We start from the raw sequence: 18,747 nt of genomic DNA on the forward strand, positions 1-18,747 counted from the left end.
GCCACCGCGGTTTTAAGTCCGGTTCCACCATTCGAGCCGCGCCCCATCCGCACCCAGCCGGAAGCGGCAGCTCGCGCCGAAGCCCAGCGCCCAGTTGACCGTCACCGCCAGCGGCACGCCGAGCCAGTGCGCGGCCAGCATGCGCATCGGCCCGGCATGGCCGACCACCCATACGCAGCAATCGTCCCGCACATCGAGCGCGTCGGCCCAGCCGGCCACGCGCGCCATCGCCTGCGCCGGCGACTCGCCGCCATGCGGGCGCGCATGCAGCAGGTCCGCGGCCCACTGGTCGAGCGCGGCGCGGTCGATCTCGTCCCACGGTACGCCTTCCCAGCTGCCGAAGTCCAGCTCGCGCAACAGCGGTTCGGTGGCAATAGCCGGAATAGCCGGCACGCCGGCCGGCAAGGTCTGCACCAGCGCCTGCGCGGTCCCGAGCGCACGCGCCAGCGGGCTGCTGACGATGCGCGCGGGCGCCGGCAGGCCCGCCACGATCTGCGCGGCAACCGGCATCAGTGGCGACACCAGCGGCAGGTCGAGGCAGCCGTAGCAGGTGCCCGCAGCCACCTCGGGCTGCGCATGGCGGATCAGGACCAGGTCCATGCCGATGCCACCAGGTAGATCAGGGTCTCCGCGCACTGCTGGGCCATGCCGAGGCAATCGCCGGTATAGCCGCCGATGCGGCGCACGAAGTAGCGGCCGAGCAGCACGCGCAACACTAGCAGCGCAGCCACGGCGCCCGCAAAGAACGATGGCGATACCAGCCACAGCGGTACCACCCCGCACAACAGCGCGAACCCCAGCCCCGCGCCGGCGAGCCGCTGCGCCACAGGCTTGGCCTTGCCTTCCGGGCGCACGTACTGCAGCGTGGCGAGATAGCTGACCGCCATCGCGCGGCTGGCGGCGTGCGCTGCCACCAGCACCGCCAGCAATACCGCCGCACCGTGCTGCGTGCCGATCGCCACCAGCAGTTGCCACTTGAGCAGCAGCGCCACCACCAGCGCGATGGCGCCGAACGCGCCGATGCGCGAGTCATGCATGATGCGCAGTACGTCTTCGCGCTGCCATGCGCCGCCGAAGGCATCGACGCAGTCCGCCAGGCCGTCCTCATGGAAGGCGCCGGTCAGCAGCAGCGTGGCCGCCATTCCCAGCAGCACCGCCACGCCGACCGGCCACCACTGCAGCGCGCCCCATGTAACCAGCGCACCGGCGCCGCCGACCAGCAGGCCCACCAGCGGGAAATAACGCGCCGCGGCATGCAGGTAATGCGGCTCGAATCCGACCCATCGCGCCAGCCGGCCAGGCAGCGGCACACGCGTGAAATAGCCCAGCGCGGTAAAGAAATAGCGCAGCTCGCCGCCGAAGCCGGCCGGCGCGGGCGCGGGGTCGGACGGCACACTCATGCCGAGGCCGTGCTGACGCCGGCGCCGCTGAAGGTCGCCATCTCGTTGAGGAACGCGACCGCGGACGCGAGCAGCGGCCACGCCAGCGCCGCGCCGGTGCCCTCGCCCAGGCGCAGGTCCAGCGCCAGCAGCGGTTCGGCGCCAAAGTGGTCCAGCAGCGCGCGGTGGCCGCGCTCGTGCGAGCAATGCGTGAACACGCAGTACTGCAGCACGTTGGGGTCGATGCGCTGCGCCACCAGCAGCGCGGCCGTGGCGATAAAGCCATCGACCAGGATCACCATGCGGCTGGCCGCGGCGGCGAGAAAGGCGCCAGCCATCATCGCGATCTCGAAGCCGCCGAACGTCGCCAGCACATCGAGCGGCGCCTGCGCATCAGGGTGCAGCGCGAGGGCGCCTTCCAGCACCTCGCGCTTGCGCGCCAGCCCGGCATCGTCCAGCCCGGTGCCGCGGCCGATGCAGTCCGCCAGCGGCAGCCCGGTCAGCCGCTGCATCAGGCACGCGGCGGCCGAGGTATTGGCAATGCCCATCTCGCCGAAGCCGATCACATTGCAGCCCTGCTGGGCATGTCGCAGCACGCGCGCCATGCCGGCGGTCATCGCCGCCGCGGCCTGTTCCGGCGTCATCGCCGGTTCCTGCGCGAAGTTGCGGGTGCCGTCGGCGATGCGGCAGTTGACCAGCCCGGGTGCCGCCGGCAGCGGCACGCGCACGCCGGCGTCGACGATTTCCAGCGCAATACCGTGCTGGCGCGAGAACACATTGATCGCCGCGCCGCCGGCCAGGAAATTCCTGACCATCTGCGCGGTGACCTCGGCCGGATAGGCGCTGACGCCCGCGTCGGCCACGCCGTGATCCGCGGCAAAGACGATCACCGTCGGCCGCTGCAGCACGGGGCGCTGCGTGCCGAGGATCAGCCCCAGCTGCAGCGCCAGCGACTCGAGCCGGCCGAGCGCGCCGAGCGGCTTGGTCTTGTCGTCGATGGCGGCCTGCAGCACGGGACGCAGTGTGTTGTCGAGGGGAGCGATTTCGGGAAACTGCATGATGCTGTGGTTCTTGAGGTCTGGATCGTGGGAAACACTCGGGGCTACATTTCCACGCCGCGCTGCGCCTTGATGCCCTGCTGGAAGGCGTGCTTGACCGGCGTCATGTCGGTGACGGTATCGGCCGCCTCCACCAGCGCCGGCGGCGCGCCGCGGCCGGTGATGACCACGTGCTGCATCGGCGGGCGTGCGCGCAGGTCGGCAATGACCCGATCCACATCAAGATAGTGCAGCTTGAGCGCGATGTTGAGTTCATCGAGCAGCACCAGCCCGACGGCCGGGTCGCGCAGCATGCCGCGGGCCACTTCCCACGCGGCTTCGGCCTTGGCCACGTCGCGCGCGCGGTCCTGGGTGTCCCAGGTATAGCCCTCGCCCATCACGTGAAAAGCACATTCCTCGGGGAAGCGGCGCAGGAACATCTCTTCGCCGGTCGGCTGCGCGCCCTTGATGAACTGGACCACGCCGGTGCGCATGCCGTGTCCGAGCGCGCGCACCACCATGCCGAAGCCGGAGCTGGATTTGCCCTTGCCGTTGCCGGTCGTGATCACGATCACGCCGCGCTCGTCCTGCGCGGCGGCGATCTTGGCGTCGATCACTTCTTTCTTGCGCACCATGCGCGCCTTGTGGCGTGCGTCGCGCTCCGGGTCGTCGGTGGCGGGATTGTGAGAATCGGTCATTTACTCGGGCCTTGCGTAAAGAATCGCGGCGCCGTGGCGCCATCGGGAATCAGTGCAGTATGCACGCCGTCGCTGACGCTGACGATGCGGGTGCGCAGCGCGCGTGAGCAATGTTCGGGAGTCAGTACCTGTGCCGCCGGGCCATGCAGCGCGGTGCCGTCTTCGGCCATCAGCAACGCGTGGGTGGCGTAGCGCAGCGCCAGCGTCAGGTCGTGCAGGATCACCACGATGGCGTGGCGACCGGCGCGGGCCAGCGCGGCAAGCTGCTCCAGCACCAGGATCTGGTGGCGCAGGTCGAGGTGCGAGACCGGCTCGTCGAGCAGCAGCAGCGGCGCCTGCTGCGCCAGCGCCGCGGCGAGCGAGGCGCGCTGCCGCTCGCCGCCGGACAGCGTCAGCACGTCGCGGGCCGCCAGTGCCTCGATATCCATGGCGCGGATGGTGTCGTGCACCACACGGTCGTCCTCGCGCCCGGTCCAGCCCCAGCCGGACAGGTGCGGGTGGCGGCCTACGCGCACCGCATCGAGCACCGACATGGAGAACGTATCGTGCACCGCCTGCGGCAGGTAGGCACGTTGGCGTGCCAGCGCCGACGGCGCCACCTGCACGGCAGGCTTGCCGTCGATCTCGACAGTGCCGCCGTCCACGTGGCGCAGGCCCGCCAACGCGGTCATCAGCGTGGACTTGCCGGCGCCGTTGGGCCCGGCGATGCACCACAGCTGGCCGGGGCCGATGTCCAGCGTCAGGTCATCGACCAGCACGCGCTGGCCGGTGCGCAGCCGCACGTCGCGCAGCGCCAGCACCGGGCAGGCGGCTAGCGGCAGCGACCAGTCGGCGCTCGCGTTCATCGCGGCCTCCGCAGCAGCAGGTAGAGAAAGGTCGGCACACCCAGCAGTGCCGTGATCACGCCCACCGGCAGTTGCGCCGGCGCGATCACGGTGCGGGCGACCAGGTCGGCCGCCATCAGCAGCGCACCGCCCAGCAACACCGCCGCCGGCAGCAGCAGGCGCTGGTCGTTGCCCCATGCCAGCCGCACCAGGTGCGGCACGACCAGGCCGATAAAGCCGATCGAACCGGCCGTGGTAATGGCCACGGCAATGCACACGGAAGCCAGCAGGAAGGTCAGCAGCCGCACCCGGCCCACGCGCACGCCCAGCGACTGCGCCACGGTCTCGCCCAGCAGCATCACGTTGAGCGCGCGCGCCATCGGCATGGCCAGCAGCAGCGCGACGATCATCGTCGCCAGCGCGCCGCCGTAGCTGGCGGTGCCGCCCAGGTCGCCGGTCAGCCAGAACAGCATGCCGCGCAGCCGCGATTCCGGCGCCACGGCAAGGATCAGCGTGATCACCGCGCCCCACCCCGCGGCCATGATCACGCCAGTCAGCAGCAGGCGCGCGCCGGCCTCGCGATGGCCGCCCTGCACCTGCGGGTGCAGCAGGTCGCGCCGTGCCAGCGTTGCCACCAGCAGCATCGAGCCCAGCGCGCCGACGGCGGCGGCCGTCTGCACGCCCCACCACGGCGACAGCACCAGCATCGCCAGCAAGGCGCCGACCGACGCGCCGCCGGAGACGCCCAGCACATAGGGCTCGGCCAGCGGGTTGCGCAGCAGCACCTGCATCAGCGCGCCGGACAGCGCCAGCAGGCCGCCGCAGGCAAAGGCCGCGGCCGCGCGCGGCAGGCGCAGCTCGCGCACGATGGCGCCCGCGGTACCGGTGTCGGCACCGCTGAGCGCCTGCCACAGCTCGCGCGCATCGAGCGATACGCTGCCCAGCGCGAGCGAGGCCGCGAAGACTGCGGCTGACGCAACGGCAAGCGCCAGCCACACCGCCAGGGCGCGCCGGAACTCAGACATGGCGCGCCCGTGCGCTCATCGCTGGCGCCAGCCCAGCGTGATGAAGCCCGCGCGCCCCTGCGTGTTGTAGGGGTAAGCGAGCTGGTAGTCCTTGTCGAACAGGTTTTCGACGCGGGCGGCAACGAACCATTGCTTGTCGATGTTGTAGCGGGCGTTGAGGTTGACGATACCGTATCCGCCCAGGCGGCGCGAACCGGCGTCCATGCGCGACGACGATACCAGCCATTCGCCGCCGAAGCGCCAGTTGCCGAAGTTGCGGCCCACGTCCAGCGCGGCGTGGCGTCGCGCGCGGCGCAGCAGCTGGGTGTCGTTCTGCTCGTCGACCGGGTTCTGGAAGGTCACGCTGGCGCCAACGTCGGTGCCGTACACGGTGGCGCGCCACGACGCCTCGATGCCCTGCACCTTGGCCTTGTTGACGTTCTCTGCCAGGAACATGCCGTTGGGCTGCAGCGCCGACACGATCAGGTCGTCGTAACGGGTCTCGAACGCGGTCACGCGCAGCAGGCCCGCCGTGGCGGTGGTGTATTGCACGCCCGCCTCGACCGACTTGGCGCGCTCCGGCTGCAGGTTGGGCTGGCCGAAGTTGGGGAAGTACAGCTCGTTGAAGGTCGGCGCGCGGAAGGCGTTGCTGACGCTGGCGATCAGCTTGAACGCATCGGTCACGTTATAGCCGTAGCCGGCGAAGAAGCTGCCCTGGTTGCCGAAGTCGGAATAATGGTCGTTGCGCGCGTTGAGCTGCAGCTGGTGCTTGCCGATGCGCCCGTCGTAGCCGCCGAACACCGAGAACACGTTGCGCGTGGGCGCGCCGTAGGCGCTCGAGACCAGTTCCTGCTGCAGGTAGTCGGTGCCGAACAGCAGCGTGTGGTTGGCGGCGACCGCGTACTCGTTCTGCCAGTTGAACTGGCGGTTGCGGGTGTTGAAGGTGCCGTTGGGACGCCCGTTCAGGAAGGTGTCGCTGTTGTCCGCGCTCTGCGACAGCTTGAAGTGCGTGGTCCAGTCGGCGCCGACCTTGCCGTTGACGAAGGCCGACAGCGTGTACAGCTCGCTATTGGTGCGGTTGTCGTCGGTCGGGCGGCCGAAGGCGCTGTCGAACGACAGCTTGCTCTTCGAGTAGTAGCCGCTGAAGCCCGCATCCCAGTCGGGCGTGAAGCGGTGCTTCACCTGGCCCGACACGCTCTGGTTCTCGTAGGGGTTGTCGTTGGGGTTGGCGCGCGGCGCCTGTTGCGTATTGATCGACGAGAAGCCATCGGTCTTGAACGCCGATCCGGTCAGGTTGAACGAGGTATCGCCCACCTGCCCGCCGTAGCCGACCGTGCCCTGGCGCGTGTTGTTGCTGCCGTACTCCACCGACGCATTGGCCGCCGGGGCCTGGCCCGCACCGCTCTTGGTAAAGATCTGCACCACGCCGCCGATCGCGTCCGAGCCGTACAGCGCCGACACGTTGCCGCGTACCACCTCGATCCGGTCGATCTGGTCGGGCAGGATATTGGCCAGCTGCGCGGTGCCGCTGCTGGCCGACGACACGCGCACGCCATCGATCAGGATCAGCGTCTGGTTGGAGTTGGCGCCGCGCATGAACAGCGAGGTGTTGGTGCCCATGCCGCCATTGGCGGTGAGCTCCACGCCGGCCTGGTTGCGCAGCAGCGTGCGCAGGTCGGGCGCCTGCGAGTTGACGATATCTTGCTGCGTCACCACCGTCGTGTGCGGCAGTGCCTCGGTAATGGATTGCGCGGTGCGGGTGGAGGTCACCACCACCGGGGCCAGTTGCTGGGCGGTGCCGCTGTCGGCGGCTTGCGCGAACGAGGTGGCCGGGACCAGGGTGAACGAGGCAATGGCTGCCGCAATCGCAGACGAGGTTGCGGGCACGAGCGGACGCACCGCCGGGGCTGCTGCCGGGCGGGTCGACCTGTGGAGCGATGAACGCATGATGCAGGACTAGGTAGGAACGGCCGGGCCCGTTCCCCCGCGGACCATATGGCGATGAGGCGTGCCGCGCACGGGCGGCAGCCCGCGTTCAGGCCGGTATCCGGGCTGGCGACTCGGAACCGGCGCCTTCCCGAACCCGAGGTTCAGTGGCGTGCGGCCGGTCCTGCGTGGACATGTGGCCGGGATCGGATCCCGGTCGTTGCCGGCGGCCCTTCCGGCAGCTGGCTGCGGAAGTGGCTGGCGCTGGCGGATGCGCACGCGGTCGCTTACCGTTGCGGGGGCAGCACAGGTTGGCCCGTCCGGCGCGCGGCCGGCAAGGCTCCCTGTTTCCCGTTGAACTGCCCTTTCGCCAGGGACGAAAAGGGCGAGCACCTGGAACGTGCGCGAGTGTAGGGAGTTTCGCTACCCGAGTCAACGCGGCGCCCGTAGTGTTTTGTCACAACTCTGCCGTGGTTTTGGGTGCAGAAGGCTGCAACTTCCATGCAGGTACCCGGTCACAAACGCTTTCCTTCGCATTGTGCGCGGCGGCGCATCGGCTAGAATCGCGTTACCTGACCTTTATCCCATCATGACAGGCCCTATGCTCAACGAACTCGAACAACTGGCCGCGAAGATCGGGCGCGTGCTGCACCATGCGGACACCCTGGCGGCGGAAAACCAGCGGCTGCGCGACGAGATCGCCCGGCTGGAGGGTGAAGCCGCGCAGTTGCGCAGCGAGCGCGAGGCCATGGCAGCCGACCGCGAGTTGCTCAACATCAAGATCGAGGAAGCGCAGCTGCGCATCCAGTCCATCCTTGACAAGCTGCCGACCGCCAGCGACACGCGCCAGCTCGACCTGCTGGGCGAGGGCGCCGCGGCAGAGCCGCACAAGGCCTCCGGAGAACACGCATGAGCAACAAGCAAGTCGAAGTCAATATCGCCGGCCAGCCGTACCGCTTTGCCATCGCGCCCGAGAACGAGGCCGCGCTGCTCGAGGCCGTGGCACTGGTCGACACGCAGATGAACAAGCTGCGCAACGGCATTGCCGCCAAGGGCGTCGAGCGCGTGGCGGTGATGGCCGCGATTTCGATCGCGTCCGATCTGCTGGCCCTGCAGCGCAAGCAGCAGGCCGAAGGCACGATCCCGGTCGAGGCCATCCACGCGCGCATCCGCGAACTGAACGAACGCGCCGACGAAGCGTTGCGGCAATACGCGCACGTGGGTACCGGCACGCGGGGCTGAACGGGCCGGTTGAAACCCAGCCGGGCAGCCTTATATACCGTGAAAATGGAGGGATGTGCAGCGGATGCCGCGCTGTCGCGCAAAATGTAACGATACGCGCGTGTGGACTTGGTAAGGCCTGCGACGCGGTGTATAGTGTAGCCAGACTGCACGAGGCACCACAAAAGTGCAGCTGACTGGCCAGGTTATCGCGCCCGGCCGCCGTTTTCATCCCATCCTAGTTAGAAACGGCAAACGTCTGACATCCCGCAGGCAGGTCACCTACCCGGCCGGTCGAAGCGGTTGTAGCGTCAGACGTTTGACAGTTTCCCTGCCTGGTTCGTGAGGGTCATAAACTCCTTGAACCGATATGCATTGCATGGTGCGGGATCATGTCGCGTGGGCGAGCGCGTCGTCGCATTCATAGTCCGGGCCTGGCTTGGACTCCCTGAGTGGATGATGTACCCGAAATGCGACTTCCGCAGCCACTCTGAACCTCACTTGGGTTCAGGATGCCGACCCAGCGGCCGAGGCGGGGACCCCCTAAAAAGGCGGTGGTTTTCTGAACCATCGCCTTTTTTCTTTGCGCACGCGCGCGGGCCTCGCCCGCGCACTCCGACTCCTTCATCCTCGAACCGCGCCGTGAGCCCGACCCCGAACAAACGCGCCCGCCAGTATTGGCTGATGAAATCGGAACCGGACGAGGCCAGCATCGACGACCTCGCCCGCGAGGGGACGCTGCCGTGGACCGGCGTGCGCAACTACCAGGCGCGCAACTTCATGCGCGACACCATGCAGATCGGCGACGGCGTGCTGTTCTACCACTCGTCGTGTCCCGAGCCCGGCATTGCCGGCCTGGCCGAGGTCTGCTCCACGCCCTACCCCGACCCGACCCAGTTCGATGCCAAGAGCCCGTACTACGACGCCGCGTCGACGCCCGATACGCCGCGCTGGCTGCTGGTCGACGTGCGCTTCGAGCGCAAGAGCGAGCTGATTTCGCTGGCCGCGCTGCGCGAGCATGAAGAACTGGCCGACATGGTGGTGCTGCGCCGTGGCAACCGGCTCTCGATCACGCCGGTCACGCCGGCGGAATGGCGCTTCATTACCGGCAAGCTGATGCGCTGACACCGGCGCGCTGACCCATGCAGCTTGCTACCCTGCCGGTGCTGGTCCCTGCGCTGCTGGCCCTTGGCGCCTTTACCGGCTTCTGCGCCGGGCTGCTCGGCGTCGGCGGCGGCATGATGATGGTGCCGTTCCTGACGCTGCTGTTCAGCGCGCTGGGCTTTCCCACGGAAGCCATTGTCCATATGGCGATCGCCACCTCGATGGGCACCATCCTGTTCACGTCGCTGTCGTCGGTGCGCGCGCACCACAAGCGCGGCGCGGTGCGCTGGCCGGTGGTGCTGGCGCTGGCACCGGGCATCGTGCTCGGCGGCATGATCGGGGGCGGCAAGGTCTTTGCCGCGCTCAAGACCAGCTGGCTGTCGCTTGCCTTTGCCGTGTTTGTCGGGTTTTCCGCGCTGCAGATGCTGCGCAGCCGCCGACCCGCCCCGAGCCGGCAACTGCCGGGCGCGGCGGGCATGCTGGGCACGGGCGGCGTGATCGGGTTCCTGTCGAGCCTGGTCGGCGCGGGCGGCGCCTTTGTCTCGGTACCGTTCATGACCTGGTGCAACGTGCCGATCCACAACGCGGTGGCGACGTCGGCCGCACTGGGCTTCCCGATCGCTGCCGCCAGCGTGGCGGGCTATGTCTGGAGCGGCTGGCAGATGCCGGGACTGCCGCCGGGATCGATCGGCTACATCTACCTGCCGGCGATGCTCGTCATTGTCGCGGCCAGCATGCTGACCGCGCCGCTGGGGGCGCGCACCGCGCACCAGATGGATGTCGGGCAGCTGCGCAAGGCCTTTGCGGTGCTGCTGCTGTGCCTGGCGTCCTACATGCTGTGGAAGGCCTGGCAGGCGTTCTGAGGGCACCGGGTCCGCAACATTCGTTTGCAATCTCGCGGAACGTTTCAGGCGCCGGTTCCGTCTGACAGCCACTACGTTTTTTCGGGAGAACAAGATGAAACAATGGCTTGCCGCCACCCTGCTGGGCACCACCGCCATCGTCGCTTCGGCGCATGGCGGGCCGGCCGAGACGCCGTCCGGCGTGCTGTCGCTGTCAGCACAGGCAATGAGCGAAGTGCCGACCGACATCGTGCAACTGACGCTGGCCGCCGAACAGGAAGGCGCGGAGCCCACGGCGATCTCGACGGCGCTGTCCACGCGCACCCAGGCCGTGCTGGCACAGGCAAAGCGCACGCAGGGCGTGACCGCGGAATCGGGCGGCTTCACCATCCACCCGAGCACCGACCGCAACGGCCGCATCAGCACGTGGCGCGGGCGCTCCGAGGTCATCCTGAAGTCGCGCGATTTCCCGGCGGTATCGAAGCTGGCAGGCGAGCTGGCCAGCCAGATGCAGGTGCAGAACATCGCCTTCTCGCTGTCGCGCGAAGCGCGCGAAGCGGCCGAGGCCAGGCTGGCCGAACAGGCGGTGGCAACGTTCCGCAACAAGGCGCAGTCGAGCACCAAGCTGTTCGGCTACAACAGCTATACCATCCGGGAGGTCAACGTGAGCGAAAGCGGCGTGGTGCCGCCGATGCCGCGCATGTATGGCGCAGCCAAGGCGATGATGGCCGATGCCGCGGTGCCGGTGCCGGTGGAAGGCGGCAAGACGCAGGTGACGGTATCGGTGAACGGGTCGGTGCAGATGCTGAAGTAAGCCGGTGAGCCACCGCTTGCATGCTGCCTCTCCCGCAAGCGGGAGAGGCAGCATGCCCTGGAACGTCAGAGCGTTGCAAACTGCTGCCGCAACACGTTCTTCTGCACCTTCCCCATCGTATTGCGCGGCAGTTCGTCCACCACGTGCACGCGCTTGGGCACCTTGAAATTGGCGATGCGTCCCTTCAGCGTGCCGATCATCGCCGACTCATCGATCTCCGCGCCTGGCTTCGTCACCACCACCGCCACCACTGCCTCGCCGAAGTCCGAGTGCGGCACGCCGATCACCGCGCTCTCGGCCACGCCCGGCATCTCGTCGATAAAGCTTTCGATTTCCTTCGGGTAGACGTTGTAGCCGCCCGAGATGATCAGGTCCTTGCTGCGGCCGACAATGGTCAGGTAGCTGTCCGGCACCTGGCGCTCGCCAGCCTGGCTGACAATGGCGCCGCCAAAGCGGCCGACGTCGCCGGTCTTGAACCAGCCGTCCCCGGTGAACTCTTCCCTGGTCTTCTCCGGCATGCGCCAGTAGCCATGGAATACGTTCGGGCCCTTGACCTCGACATTGCCGATCTCGCCCGGCGCGCAAGGATTGCCATCGCCATCGACCACGCGCACCGACACGCCCGGCAGCGGCATCCCGACGGTGCCGCCGATGCGTTCGCCCAGCGCGGAGTCATACGGGTTGGACACCAGCATCACCGTCTCGCTCATGCCGTAGCGCTCCAGGATGGTATGGCCGGTGCGCTCGCGGAAGGCGTCGAAGGTTTCCAGCAGCAGCGGCGCCGAGCCCGACACGAACAGCCGCATGCGGCGGCAGGTGTCGTCGTCGAAGCGCGGCTCCTGCAGCATGCGCACGTAGTAGGTCGGCACGCCCATCATCACGGTCGAGCGCGGCAGGAATTTCAGCACCTGCGCCATGTCGAGCCGGGGCGCCCAGATCATCTTGGCGCCGGCCAGCAGCGCGCCGTGCGAGGCCACGAACAGGCCGTGCACGTGGAAGATCGGCAGCATGTGCAGCAGCACGTCGTCGCTGCGCCAGCCCCAGTATTCGTGCAGCGTCTGCGCGTTGGAGGCGAGGTTGCGGTGCGTCAGCATCGCGCCCTTGCTGCGGCCGGTGGTGCCCGAGGTGTAGAGGATGGCGGCGAGGTCGTCGTCCGCGCGCGCGACGGTGGCAAAGGTGTCGTCCTTGCCGGCCGCACGTGCCAGCAGCGAGCCGCTGCGGTCATCGTCCAGCGTAAAGACGTGGTTGACGCCGTGGCGGAAAGCCACCTTGGACACCCAGGCGAAATTCTTGCTGCTGCACACCACCACCGACGGCTCGGCGTTGCCGACGAAATAGTCGATCTCCGCCTCCTGGTAAGCGGTATTCAGCGGCAGGTAGACGTAGCCCGCGCGCAGCGTGGCCAGATACAGGAACAGCGCCTCGGGCGACTTCTCGACCTGCACGGCCACGCGCGCGCCTTCGGGCAGGTTCAGCGAGCCCAGCAGGTTGGCCAGCTTGGCGGTGGCGCGGTCGAGGTCGTCCCAGCTGTAGTACAGGCCGTCGTGGGTCTCGATGCAGCAGGCGGTGCGGTCCGCGGGAAAGCGGGTTTCGAACAGGGCGAACAGGTTGGCGTTCATGGTGTGGATCGAACGAAAGGCTTGGAACGGTATGGGTCACGCAGGGGCATGGCCCCCGATGCCAGATGGTGCGGGCATGGCAATCCCGCATTCTGGCAGATTTGCCGGACTACTCTCCCCGGAACTGCGGCGGCCGGCGCGCCAGGAAGGCGGCCACGCCCTCGGCATGGTCGGCGCCTTCCGCATAGGCGAAGTGCGCGTCGAGCTCGGCCGGCGACAGCGGCGCCGGCATCGGCGCCAGGCGGTGGATGGTGGCCTTGTTGATGCGCGCCGCGGCGGGTGCGCCGGCGGCAATGCGGCGCACCGCGGCATCGACTTCGGCGGCCAGCGCGCCTGGCTCCACCACGCGCGTCAACAGGCCCTTGGCATGCGCCTCGGCGGCGTCGAAGACACGGCCTTCCAGCAGGATCTCGAGCGTTGCGGCGCGCCCCGCCAGCGCCAGCAGGCCTTGCAGCTCGCCCGGCGCCATCGGGAAGCCGAGCCGGTTGATCGGCACCCCGAAGCGGCTGTCCGAGGCGGCGATGCGCAGGTCGCAATGGCATGCGATCTCCAGGCCGCCGCCTACGCATACGCCCTCGATCTTCGCCACGGTCGGGTGCGGGCATTGCGCCACGGCGGCCAGCGCCGGCGCGATGGTGGCCATGTGGTAGTGCCGCACCGCAGCCTCGTCGCCGCGTTCGGCGGGAAACTCGGCGATGTCGGCGCCGGCGGCAAAGTTGCCGTCGGCGCCGCGCACCACCACGCAGCGCAGCGCGGAGTCGGCCGCCAGGCGGGTGAAGCCTGCCGCCAGCTCGCGCCACATCTGCGCGGAGATGGCGTTGAGCTTGCCGGCGTGCGACAGCGTGACGGTGGCAGTGGTGCCCTGGGAGGCAAAGACGACGGTACCGCTCATCGCCCCGCTCCGTTGCATGGATCGGACTTCGACATGATGACGCGTCAATCCATCTTGGCGCCGGACTGCTGCACCACCTGCGCCCAGCGGCGGATCTCGGCACGCTGGAACTGCGCGAACTGCTCCTGCGTGAAGACCGGTGTCTCGGAGCCGTTGTTGAGCCAGACCTGCTTCATTTCCGGCGTGTTCAGCGCCTTCTCGGTCTCGGCGTACAGGCGGTCGACGATGTCCTTGGGCGTACCCTTGGGCACCCACATCGCATACCAGGTCGAGACCTCGTAGTTAGGCACCCCGGCCTCGGCCGCGGTCGGCACATTGGGGAAGGCCGCCGAGCGCTTGCTCGATGCCACCGCCAGCGCCTTGATGCGGCCGGCACGGATATGCTGCGCCGACGAGCCCAGGCCGTCGAACATCAGGTCGACCTGGCCCGCGATCAGGTCGGACAATGCGGGGCCGGCGCCCTTGTACGGGATATGGGTGATGAAGGTCTTGGTCTGGATCTTGAACAGCTCGCCCGCCAGGTGGTGGGCCGAACCGTTGCCGGCCGAGCCGTAGTTGAGCTTGCCGGGATTGGCCTTGGCGTAGGCAATCAGCTCCTGCAGCGTATTGGCCTTGACGCGGTTGGGATTGACCACTATCACCTGCGGCGGCTGGGCGATCACCGTCACCGGGATGAAATCCTTCTCGATGTCGTAGTCCAGCTTCTTGTAGAACGACGGCGCGATCGCATGGTGCGCACCGCCGATGAACACGGTGTAGCCGTCCGGCGCGGCCTTGGCCGCGATGCTGGCCCCGACCGTGCCGCCCGCGCCGCCGCGGTTGTCGATCACGAACTGCTTGCCCAGCTGCTTGGACAGCTGCGCGGTCAGCGGGCGCGCAAAGGCATCGGTGCCGCCGCCGGCCGGGAACGGCACGATCACGGTGACGGGCTTGGACGGCCAGGCATCGGCATGGGCGGCGGGTGCCGCGAACAGCGTGGCGGCGCCGATGCCGGCCACGCCAAGTGCCATGCCCGCTGCGCGCGCGCAGGCGGCCAGGCTGAACTGACGACGATTCATGTTGCTGTCTCCTCTCTCTCTTTTCTGCGGAAAGTCGATCTGAATTGCCACGCGCAGGCGCTGTGGCACGGCTCTACTGCAAGGTCCCGACAAGGAAACGCGGCGCACGGCGCCGCGCTGTGCTGGGCCATCCCCGTGACCGCACCAGGGTCACAGCAGCTTCCCGACGCTACGGCCGATGCGCGGGTTGCCTGCACCCAGGCGTGCCAGATTGTCATCCAGCGCCTCGGGCACGTAAAGGTAATTCACCATCATGCCGCAGCTCTGGCTTCGGCCTTTGCGCGACAGGTCGGCGGCCCAGTTGAGCCGCTCGACACAGGCGCCGTTGCCGAGATGGAAGCGTGCCACCGGGTCCGCCGGCAGCGCCTGGTGGCGCTCGCGCACCAGGTAATGCGCGGCCAGCGCCATCGCGGTATCGCGCGTCAGCGGGTCGGCATCGGCGGGCGCTTCGGGCGACAGCGCCGCCAGCCACCCTGCCCCGTCGGCCGGCGCCTCGCCGTGGCGCTCGCGCCAGCGCGCCAGGCGCTTGTCGCCGAGCGCGCGAGAGATCGCCTCGGCGTCCTGCTTGCGCAGCCAGTCGGCAAACCCGGGAATCGGCGACAGCGTGGCGAACTGCTTGACCTTGGGAAATTCGCGCTGCAGTTCCTCGATCACGCGCTTGAGCAGGAAATTGCCGAAGCTGACGCCGCGCAGGCCGGCCTGCGTGTTGCTGATCGAGTAGAAGATGGCCCACTTTACGCGGCGCAGGTCTTCCAGCGGGGCGGCCTCGTCGAGCAATGTCTGGACATTGGCGGCCATCTCGGGGACGAACGCGACCTCGACGAAGATCAGCGGCTCGCGCGGGATGCGCGGATGGAAGAAGGCGTAGCAGCGGCGATCGGAGTCGAGCCGGTTGCGCAGGTCGGTCCACGAGGCGATCTCGTGTACGGCCTCATAACGGATCAGCTTTTCCAGCAGCGAGGCGGGCGAGTCCCAGGTGATCGGCTGCAGTTCCAGCAGGCCCACGTCGAACCAGTTGGAGAACAGCGCCTCGAGGTCGTCGTCGAGCACGCGCAGCCCCGGCACCCGGCGCTGCCAGCGCAGCATGTCGGCGCGCAGCTGGATCAGGAAGTGCAGCCCGCAGGCGCTGCTGCCGCGCTGGCCGTGGAGCGCGGCCAAACGCTTGAAGAAGCGGATGCGGGCGCTGGACAGGGCGTGGGTCAGTCCGGAATGGCCTGCCTTGCCGTCGGGCTTTGTGTCACCCCTGGCTTCACCCTTTGTGTCACCCTTGCCCTCGCCCTTGGCGTCGGCGGCCTTTTCGCCGCTGCTGCCGGCGACCTCCGCAAGCAACTCCAGCATGGCGCGCCGGGTGGCCTCGCCCGCGGCCTCGTACTCGGCCTGCCACGCCTGCGCAGCGGCATTGGCGGCACCGTCGGTCAGGCGGGCATCGAAGCACAGCCGCAACTGCTCGCGCTGTCGCCGCGCCACGCGCGTTGGCAACGGCACCTCGCCGTCGGCGTGCGCCACGCCGTTGGCTGCCTTGGTCGCGGCCTCGGCCTCGCCCTTGCGGCCCCACCAGCGGCCCAGCCGCGACAGGAAATTACTGCCGGCCGGCTCGCTCTCGCCCAGCGGCGCGCTGATTTTCCGGTCACCCGTGTCGAAGGAGTTCATGCGGTACCTGCCTTGTGCATCGATCGGAACGTAAAGGACTTGCCATGCTGCGGCGTAAAGCGTGGGGCGCGGGCGGCTAGTCGTCGCCGCCGGCCACGCGCAGTGGCGGCGGCGCCCGGGTCGGCTGGGCCGCGCCGGCGGCATGGTCGAGCGCCTGCAGGGCCGCGCGCTGGCGCAGCAGATGGGTCTTCATCATCGCCTCGGCGCCTTCAGGGTCGCGCGCCTTGAGCGCGGCGAACACCGACAGATGCTCGGCGCAGGACTCGTGGATGCGGCCGGGCAACTTCAGGCTCTTGTGGCGCGACAACCGCAGCACCTTGCGCAGGTCGCTGATCAGCCCCGACAGCCAGCGGTTGCCGGCCAGGCGCTGGATCGCCTCATGGATCTGCGCGTTGGTTTCGTAATAGGCATCGATATCGCCAGCCTGCGCATAGCGGGCCAGGTCGGCGTGCAGGCCGTCAAGCGCGTCCAGGTCGGCCCGCGTGGCGTTGCGCGCGGCCTCGTAGGCGCAGCGGCCTTCGAGCAGCGCCATCAGCGGGAAGATCTCGTCCAGGTCCTGCTCGGACAATTTATTGACAAAGCAACCGCGGCGCGGCTCGAGCCGGACCAGCCCTTCGGCAGCCAGCACCTTCAGCGCTTCGCGCAGCGGCGTGCGCGAGATGCCGAGCGACTCGGCCATCGCGCTTTCATCGATCCAGGCGCCGGGGGTCAGCGTATGGGCATCGATCATTGCGCGCAGCCGGTCTGCGACTTCGAGGTACAGCGCCTGCTGGACGATGCGCATTGCCACCCCCGGTTGAGGAATCCGTGGCCGGAACCATGCGTCCCGGTCGCCATAATTCATAATTATGGATTAGGGCGGCAACGATACAAGCGGTTTCGATGTTGCACTGCAGAATACGGGATCAATACGGAATCAGGCGTCGGAGAAAGCGTGCGAGGAAGCGCGCAAGAAAGCGCGTGAATGGCGCCGGCGTGGCGAGAAGGAGGTGCGGCGGGCGTTTCCATGCCTCCCTGCAAAGAAACGCCCGCGCCTGAAAGGACTACTGAACTGCTTGCATCGCCTGCGAATAGGTTCGTATCCGCTGCGTGGGTCATCATTCAAACCTGGCGCTGGCCCGGCGCCCCCCTCGAAACGCGCTTGCGCGCGGATTTTCCCGTTGCCCCTGTTCTGTGGCGTGAAGCATCCGCCCCCAGTGGTCCGTGTGGACCCTCCCTGAACGCTTCCGTGGCGACTGTGGCTTGCCGCTCATCTTGTAACAGCATCGTTAGCGATTACCGTGCCAGTGGATCTAAGTCCTTGAATTTATTGATGGCACGCATCCGAAACTTGTTACAGATTACAATCAGTGTAACAGGATGTTTCTCGATTGTTACGAGGGTTTTCCCATGGCGCCAACCAGGCAAACCCGACTGTCGGCAATTGCATATGCAAAATGTGCCGCGGTCTTAATTTATCGATGCGAGAATGTGCCGCGCGCATCGCAATGGCCTGATTTCAAATGGTTGCATATCTGATACAAGCGCGCAGGGTCTTTGGCCGCGTTCCATTGGCCAATCCGCATTTCCATTTTCCCGGGAGCTTCCCTCATGCACGCCGGCAGCAGCGATTTCACGTTCTCTTCGTCCGCGGCCTTTGACACGGAGCCGGCGTCACCGCAACCTCTGCGCCTGTCTTTCACCGGGTCCGGATCGGAATATTTCCGTATCTGGATTGTTAATGTACTGCTGACCATCGTCACCTTCGGCATCTATTCCGCATGGGCCAAGGTGCGCACGCTGCAGTACTTCTATCGCAATACCCGGCTCGACGGGGCCAGCTTCGATTACCACGGCAAGCCCTCGGCGATCCTGAAGGGCCGCGCCATCGTGTTCGGCCTCGCCCTTGCGTTCCAGCTGGCCTCGAACGTATCGCCCTTCCTCGCGCTGGCGATGCTGGTGGCGCTGCTGGCGGTGTTCCCGCTGCTGCTGGTGCGCTCGCTGCGCTTCCGCATGGCCAATTCCAGCTACCGCGGCCTGCGCTTTGCCTTTACCGGCGGGGATGCCGAGGCCTACAAGGTATTCGTGCTGTGGCCGCTGGCGGCGGTGTTCACGCTGGGGCTGCTCGGCCCGCTGGCGCACCAGCGTTTCAAGCAGTACCAGCACCGCAACACGCGCTTCGGCACGGCGCCATTCGGCTTTGCCGCCGGCGCCGGCGAGTTCTACGGCGTCTACCTGCGGGCGTTCGGCGTGGTGCTGGCAACGGCTGTCGCCGGCATCGTGCTCAGCTTTGTCCTGGGCGCGGTGGTGGCACCGGGGACCAAGGGCCTCGCCGCCGCGGCGATCCTCGGCTTCGCGATTGCCGGTTTCTACCTGGGCCTGCTGGCGGTCAGCCCCTACCTGATGGCGCGCCTGCAGAACGTCGTATGGAGCCACACCACGCTCGCCCAGCACGCGTTCCGCTGCCAGGTCGGCGCGGGCCGCATGATCTTTATCTTCGTCACCAACCTGATCGCCATCGCGCTCACGCTGGGCCTGTACCTGCCTTTCGCGCGGGTGCGCGCTACGCGTTACCGGGTCGAAAGCGTGACCATGCTGGCCGCCGGCCCGCTCGACAGCTTTGTCGCCGGCGAGGTGCAGCAGGTCGGTGCGCTCGGCGATGCAGCAGTAGACTGGTACGACATCGACATCGCGCTCTGA

General features: G+C 67.8%; 18 protein-coding genes and 1 other RNA gene. 7 read left to right on the forward strand and 12 right to left on the reverse strand.

What is annotated here, in order from left to right; genetic code table 11:
• Positions 1-12: 12 nt before the first annotated feature.
• The 7 genes from E0W60_RS23915 to E0W60_RS23945 are packed head-to-tail and all read right to left on the reverse strand — an operon-like array spanning position 13 to position 6,889.
• Positions 13-600: a histidine phosphatase family protein gene (locus E0W60_RS23915; RefSeq protein WP_135705817.1), complete on the reverse strand. Its 588-nt coding sequence runs from the start codon at positions 598-600 to the stop codon at positions 13-15.
• Positions 585-1,400 carry an adenosylcobinamide-GDP ribazoletransferase gene (locus tag E0W60_RS23920; protein WP_135705818.1) on the reverse strand — a complete coding sequence of 272 codons (816 nt, stop codon included), beginning with the start codon at positions 1,398-1,400 and terminating at the stop codon, positions 585-587. The genes E0W60_RS23915 and E0W60_RS23920 overlap by 16 nt, the downstream gene beginning before the upstream one ends.
• Positions 1,397-2,437: a nicotinate-nucleotide--dimethylbenzimidazole phosphoribosyltransferase gene (gene cobT, locus E0W60_RS23925; RefSeq protein WP_135705820.1), complete on the reverse strand. Its 1,041-nt coding sequence runs from the start codon at positions 2,435-2,437 to the stop codon at positions 1,397-1,399. Before cobT ends, E0W60_RS23920 begins: the two co-directional genes overlap by 4 nt.
• Positions 2,438-2,481: 44 nt before the next feature.
• Entirely contained in the window at positions 2,482-3,114 is a 633-nt protein-coding gene (cobO, locus tag E0W60_RS23930) for a cob(I)yrinic acid a,c-diamide adenosyltransferase (RefSeq protein ID WP_135705823.1), read from the reverse strand.
• The gene (locus E0W60_RS23935; protein WP_135705824.1) at positions 3,111-3,959 is read right to left on the reverse strand and encodes an ABC transporter ATP-binding protein; all 849 of its coding nucleotides are present in this window, start codon (positions 3,957-3,959) and stop codon (positions 3,111-3,113) included. The genes cobO and E0W60_RS23935 overlap by 4 nt, the downstream gene beginning before the upstream one ends.
• Positions 3,956-4,963: a FecCD family ABC transporter permease gene (locus E0W60_RS23940; RefSeq protein WP_135705826.1), complete on the reverse strand. Its 1,008-nt coding sequence runs from the start codon at positions 4,961-4,963 to the stop codon at positions 3,956-3,958. The genes E0W60_RS23935 and E0W60_RS23940 overlap by 4 nt, the downstream gene beginning before the upstream one ends.
• A 15-nt stretch (positions 4,964-4,978) precedes the next feature.
• Complete coding sequence (locus tag E0W60_RS23945) at positions 4,979-6,889, reverse strand: TonB-dependent receptor domain-containing protein (RefSeq protein WP_135705828.1); 1,911 nt, start codon at positions 6,887-6,889, stop codon at positions 4,979-4,981.
• A gap of 580 nt (positions 6,890-7,469) precedes the next feature.
• On the opposite strand from E0W60_RS23945, the gene E0W60_RS23950 reads away from it, so the two are divergent.
• The 6 genes from E0W60_RS23950 to E0W60_RS23975 all read left to right on the forward strand — a co-directional run bounded on the left by E0W60_RS23950 (position 7,470) and on the right by E0W60_RS23975 (position 10,849).
• Entirely contained in the window at positions 7,470-7,781 is a 312-nt protein-coding gene (locus E0W60_RS23950) for a hypothetical protein (protein WP_133092164.1), read from the forward strand.
• Positions 7,778-8,110, forward strand: coding sequence for a cell division protein ZapA (locus tag E0W60_RS23955; protein WP_029046048.1), 333 nt, complete (start codon positions 7,778-7,780; stop codon positions 8,108-8,110). Before E0W60_RS23950 ends, E0W60_RS23955 begins: the two co-directional genes overlap by 4 nt.
• A 304-nt stretch (positions 8,111-8,414) precedes the next feature.
• A non-coding RNA gene (ssrS, locus tag E0W60_RS23960) (6S RNA) lies at positions 8,415-8,632 on the forward strand.
• A gap of 141 nt (positions 8,633-8,773) precedes the next feature.
• Entirely contained in the window at positions 8,774-9,214 is a 441-nt protein-coding gene (locus E0W60_RS23965; protein WP_133092377.1) for an EVE domain-containing protein, read from the forward strand.
• 17 nt (positions 9,215-9,231) lie between these two features.
• Positions 9,232-10,056 (forward strand): sulfite exporter TauE/SafE family protein, encoded by an 825-nt coding sequence (locus E0W60_RS23970; protein WP_135705830.1) that lies wholly within the window; start codon positions 9,232-9,234, stop codon positions 10,054-10,056.
• Positions 10,057-10,150: 94 nt separating this feature from the next.
• On the forward strand, positions 10,151-10,849 hold the full coding sequence (locus tag E0W60_RS23975) for an SIMPL domain-containing protein (protein ID WP_135705832.1): 699 nt from the start codon (positions 10,151-10,153) through the stop codon (positions 10,847-10,849).
• Positions 10,850-10,914: 65 nt separating this feature from the next.
• On the opposite strand, the gene E0W60_RS23980 is transcribed toward E0W60_RS23975, so the two are convergent.
• The 5 genes from E0W60_RS23980 to E0W60_RS24000 all read right to left on the reverse strand — a co-directional run bounded on the left by E0W60_RS23980 (position 10,915) and on the right by E0W60_RS24000 (position 16,852).
• Positions 10,915-12,468: a malonate--CoA ligase gene (locus tag E0W60_RS23980; RefSeq protein ID WP_135705834.1), complete on the reverse strand. Its 1,554-nt coding sequence runs from the start codon at positions 12,466-12,468 to the stop codon at positions 10,915-10,917.
• Between the two features lie 109 nt (positions 12,469-12,577).
• Complete coding sequence (locus E0W60_RS23985; RefSeq protein ID WP_133092168.1) at positions 12,578-13,360, reverse strand: enoyl-CoA hydratase/isomerase family protein; 783 nt, start codon at positions 13,358-13,360, stop codon at positions 12,578-12,580.
• Positions 13,361-13,404: 44 nt separating this feature from the next.
• Positions 13,405-14,418 carry a Bug family tripartite tricarboxylate transporter substrate binding protein gene (locus E0W60_RS23990; RefSeq protein WP_135705835.1) on the reverse strand — a complete coding sequence of 338 codons (1,014 nt, stop codon included), beginning with the start codon at positions 14,416-14,418 and terminating at the stop codon, positions 13,405-13,407.
• Between the two features lie 150 nt (positions 14,419-14,568).
• On the reverse strand, positions 14,569-16,068 hold the full coding sequence (locus tag E0W60_RS23995) for a malonyl-CoA decarboxylase domain-containing protein (protein ID WP_135705837.1): 1,500 nt from the start codon (positions 16,066-16,068) through the stop codon (positions 14,569-14,571).
• Positions 16,069-16,144: 76 nt separating this feature from the next.
• On the reverse strand, positions 16,145-16,852 hold the full coding sequence (locus tag E0W60_RS24000; protein ID WP_133092171.1) for a GntR family transcriptional regulator: 708 nt from the start codon (positions 16,850-16,852) through the stop codon (positions 16,145-16,147).
• 806 nt (positions 16,853-17,658) lie between these two features.
• On the opposite strand from E0W60_RS24000, the gene E0W60_RS24005 reads away from it, so the two are divergent.
• Positions 17,659-18,747, forward strand: coding sequence for a YjgN family protein (locus tag E0W60_RS24005; protein WP_135705839.1), 1,089 nt, complete (start codon positions 17,659-17,661; stop codon positions 18,745-18,747).

Origin of the sequence: Cupriavidus oxalaticus, from assembly GCF_004768545.1 — a bacterium.
Lineage (GTDB): Bacteria > Pseudomonadota > Gammaproteobacteria > Burkholderiales > Burkholderiaceae > Cupriavidus > Cupriavidus oxalaticus_A.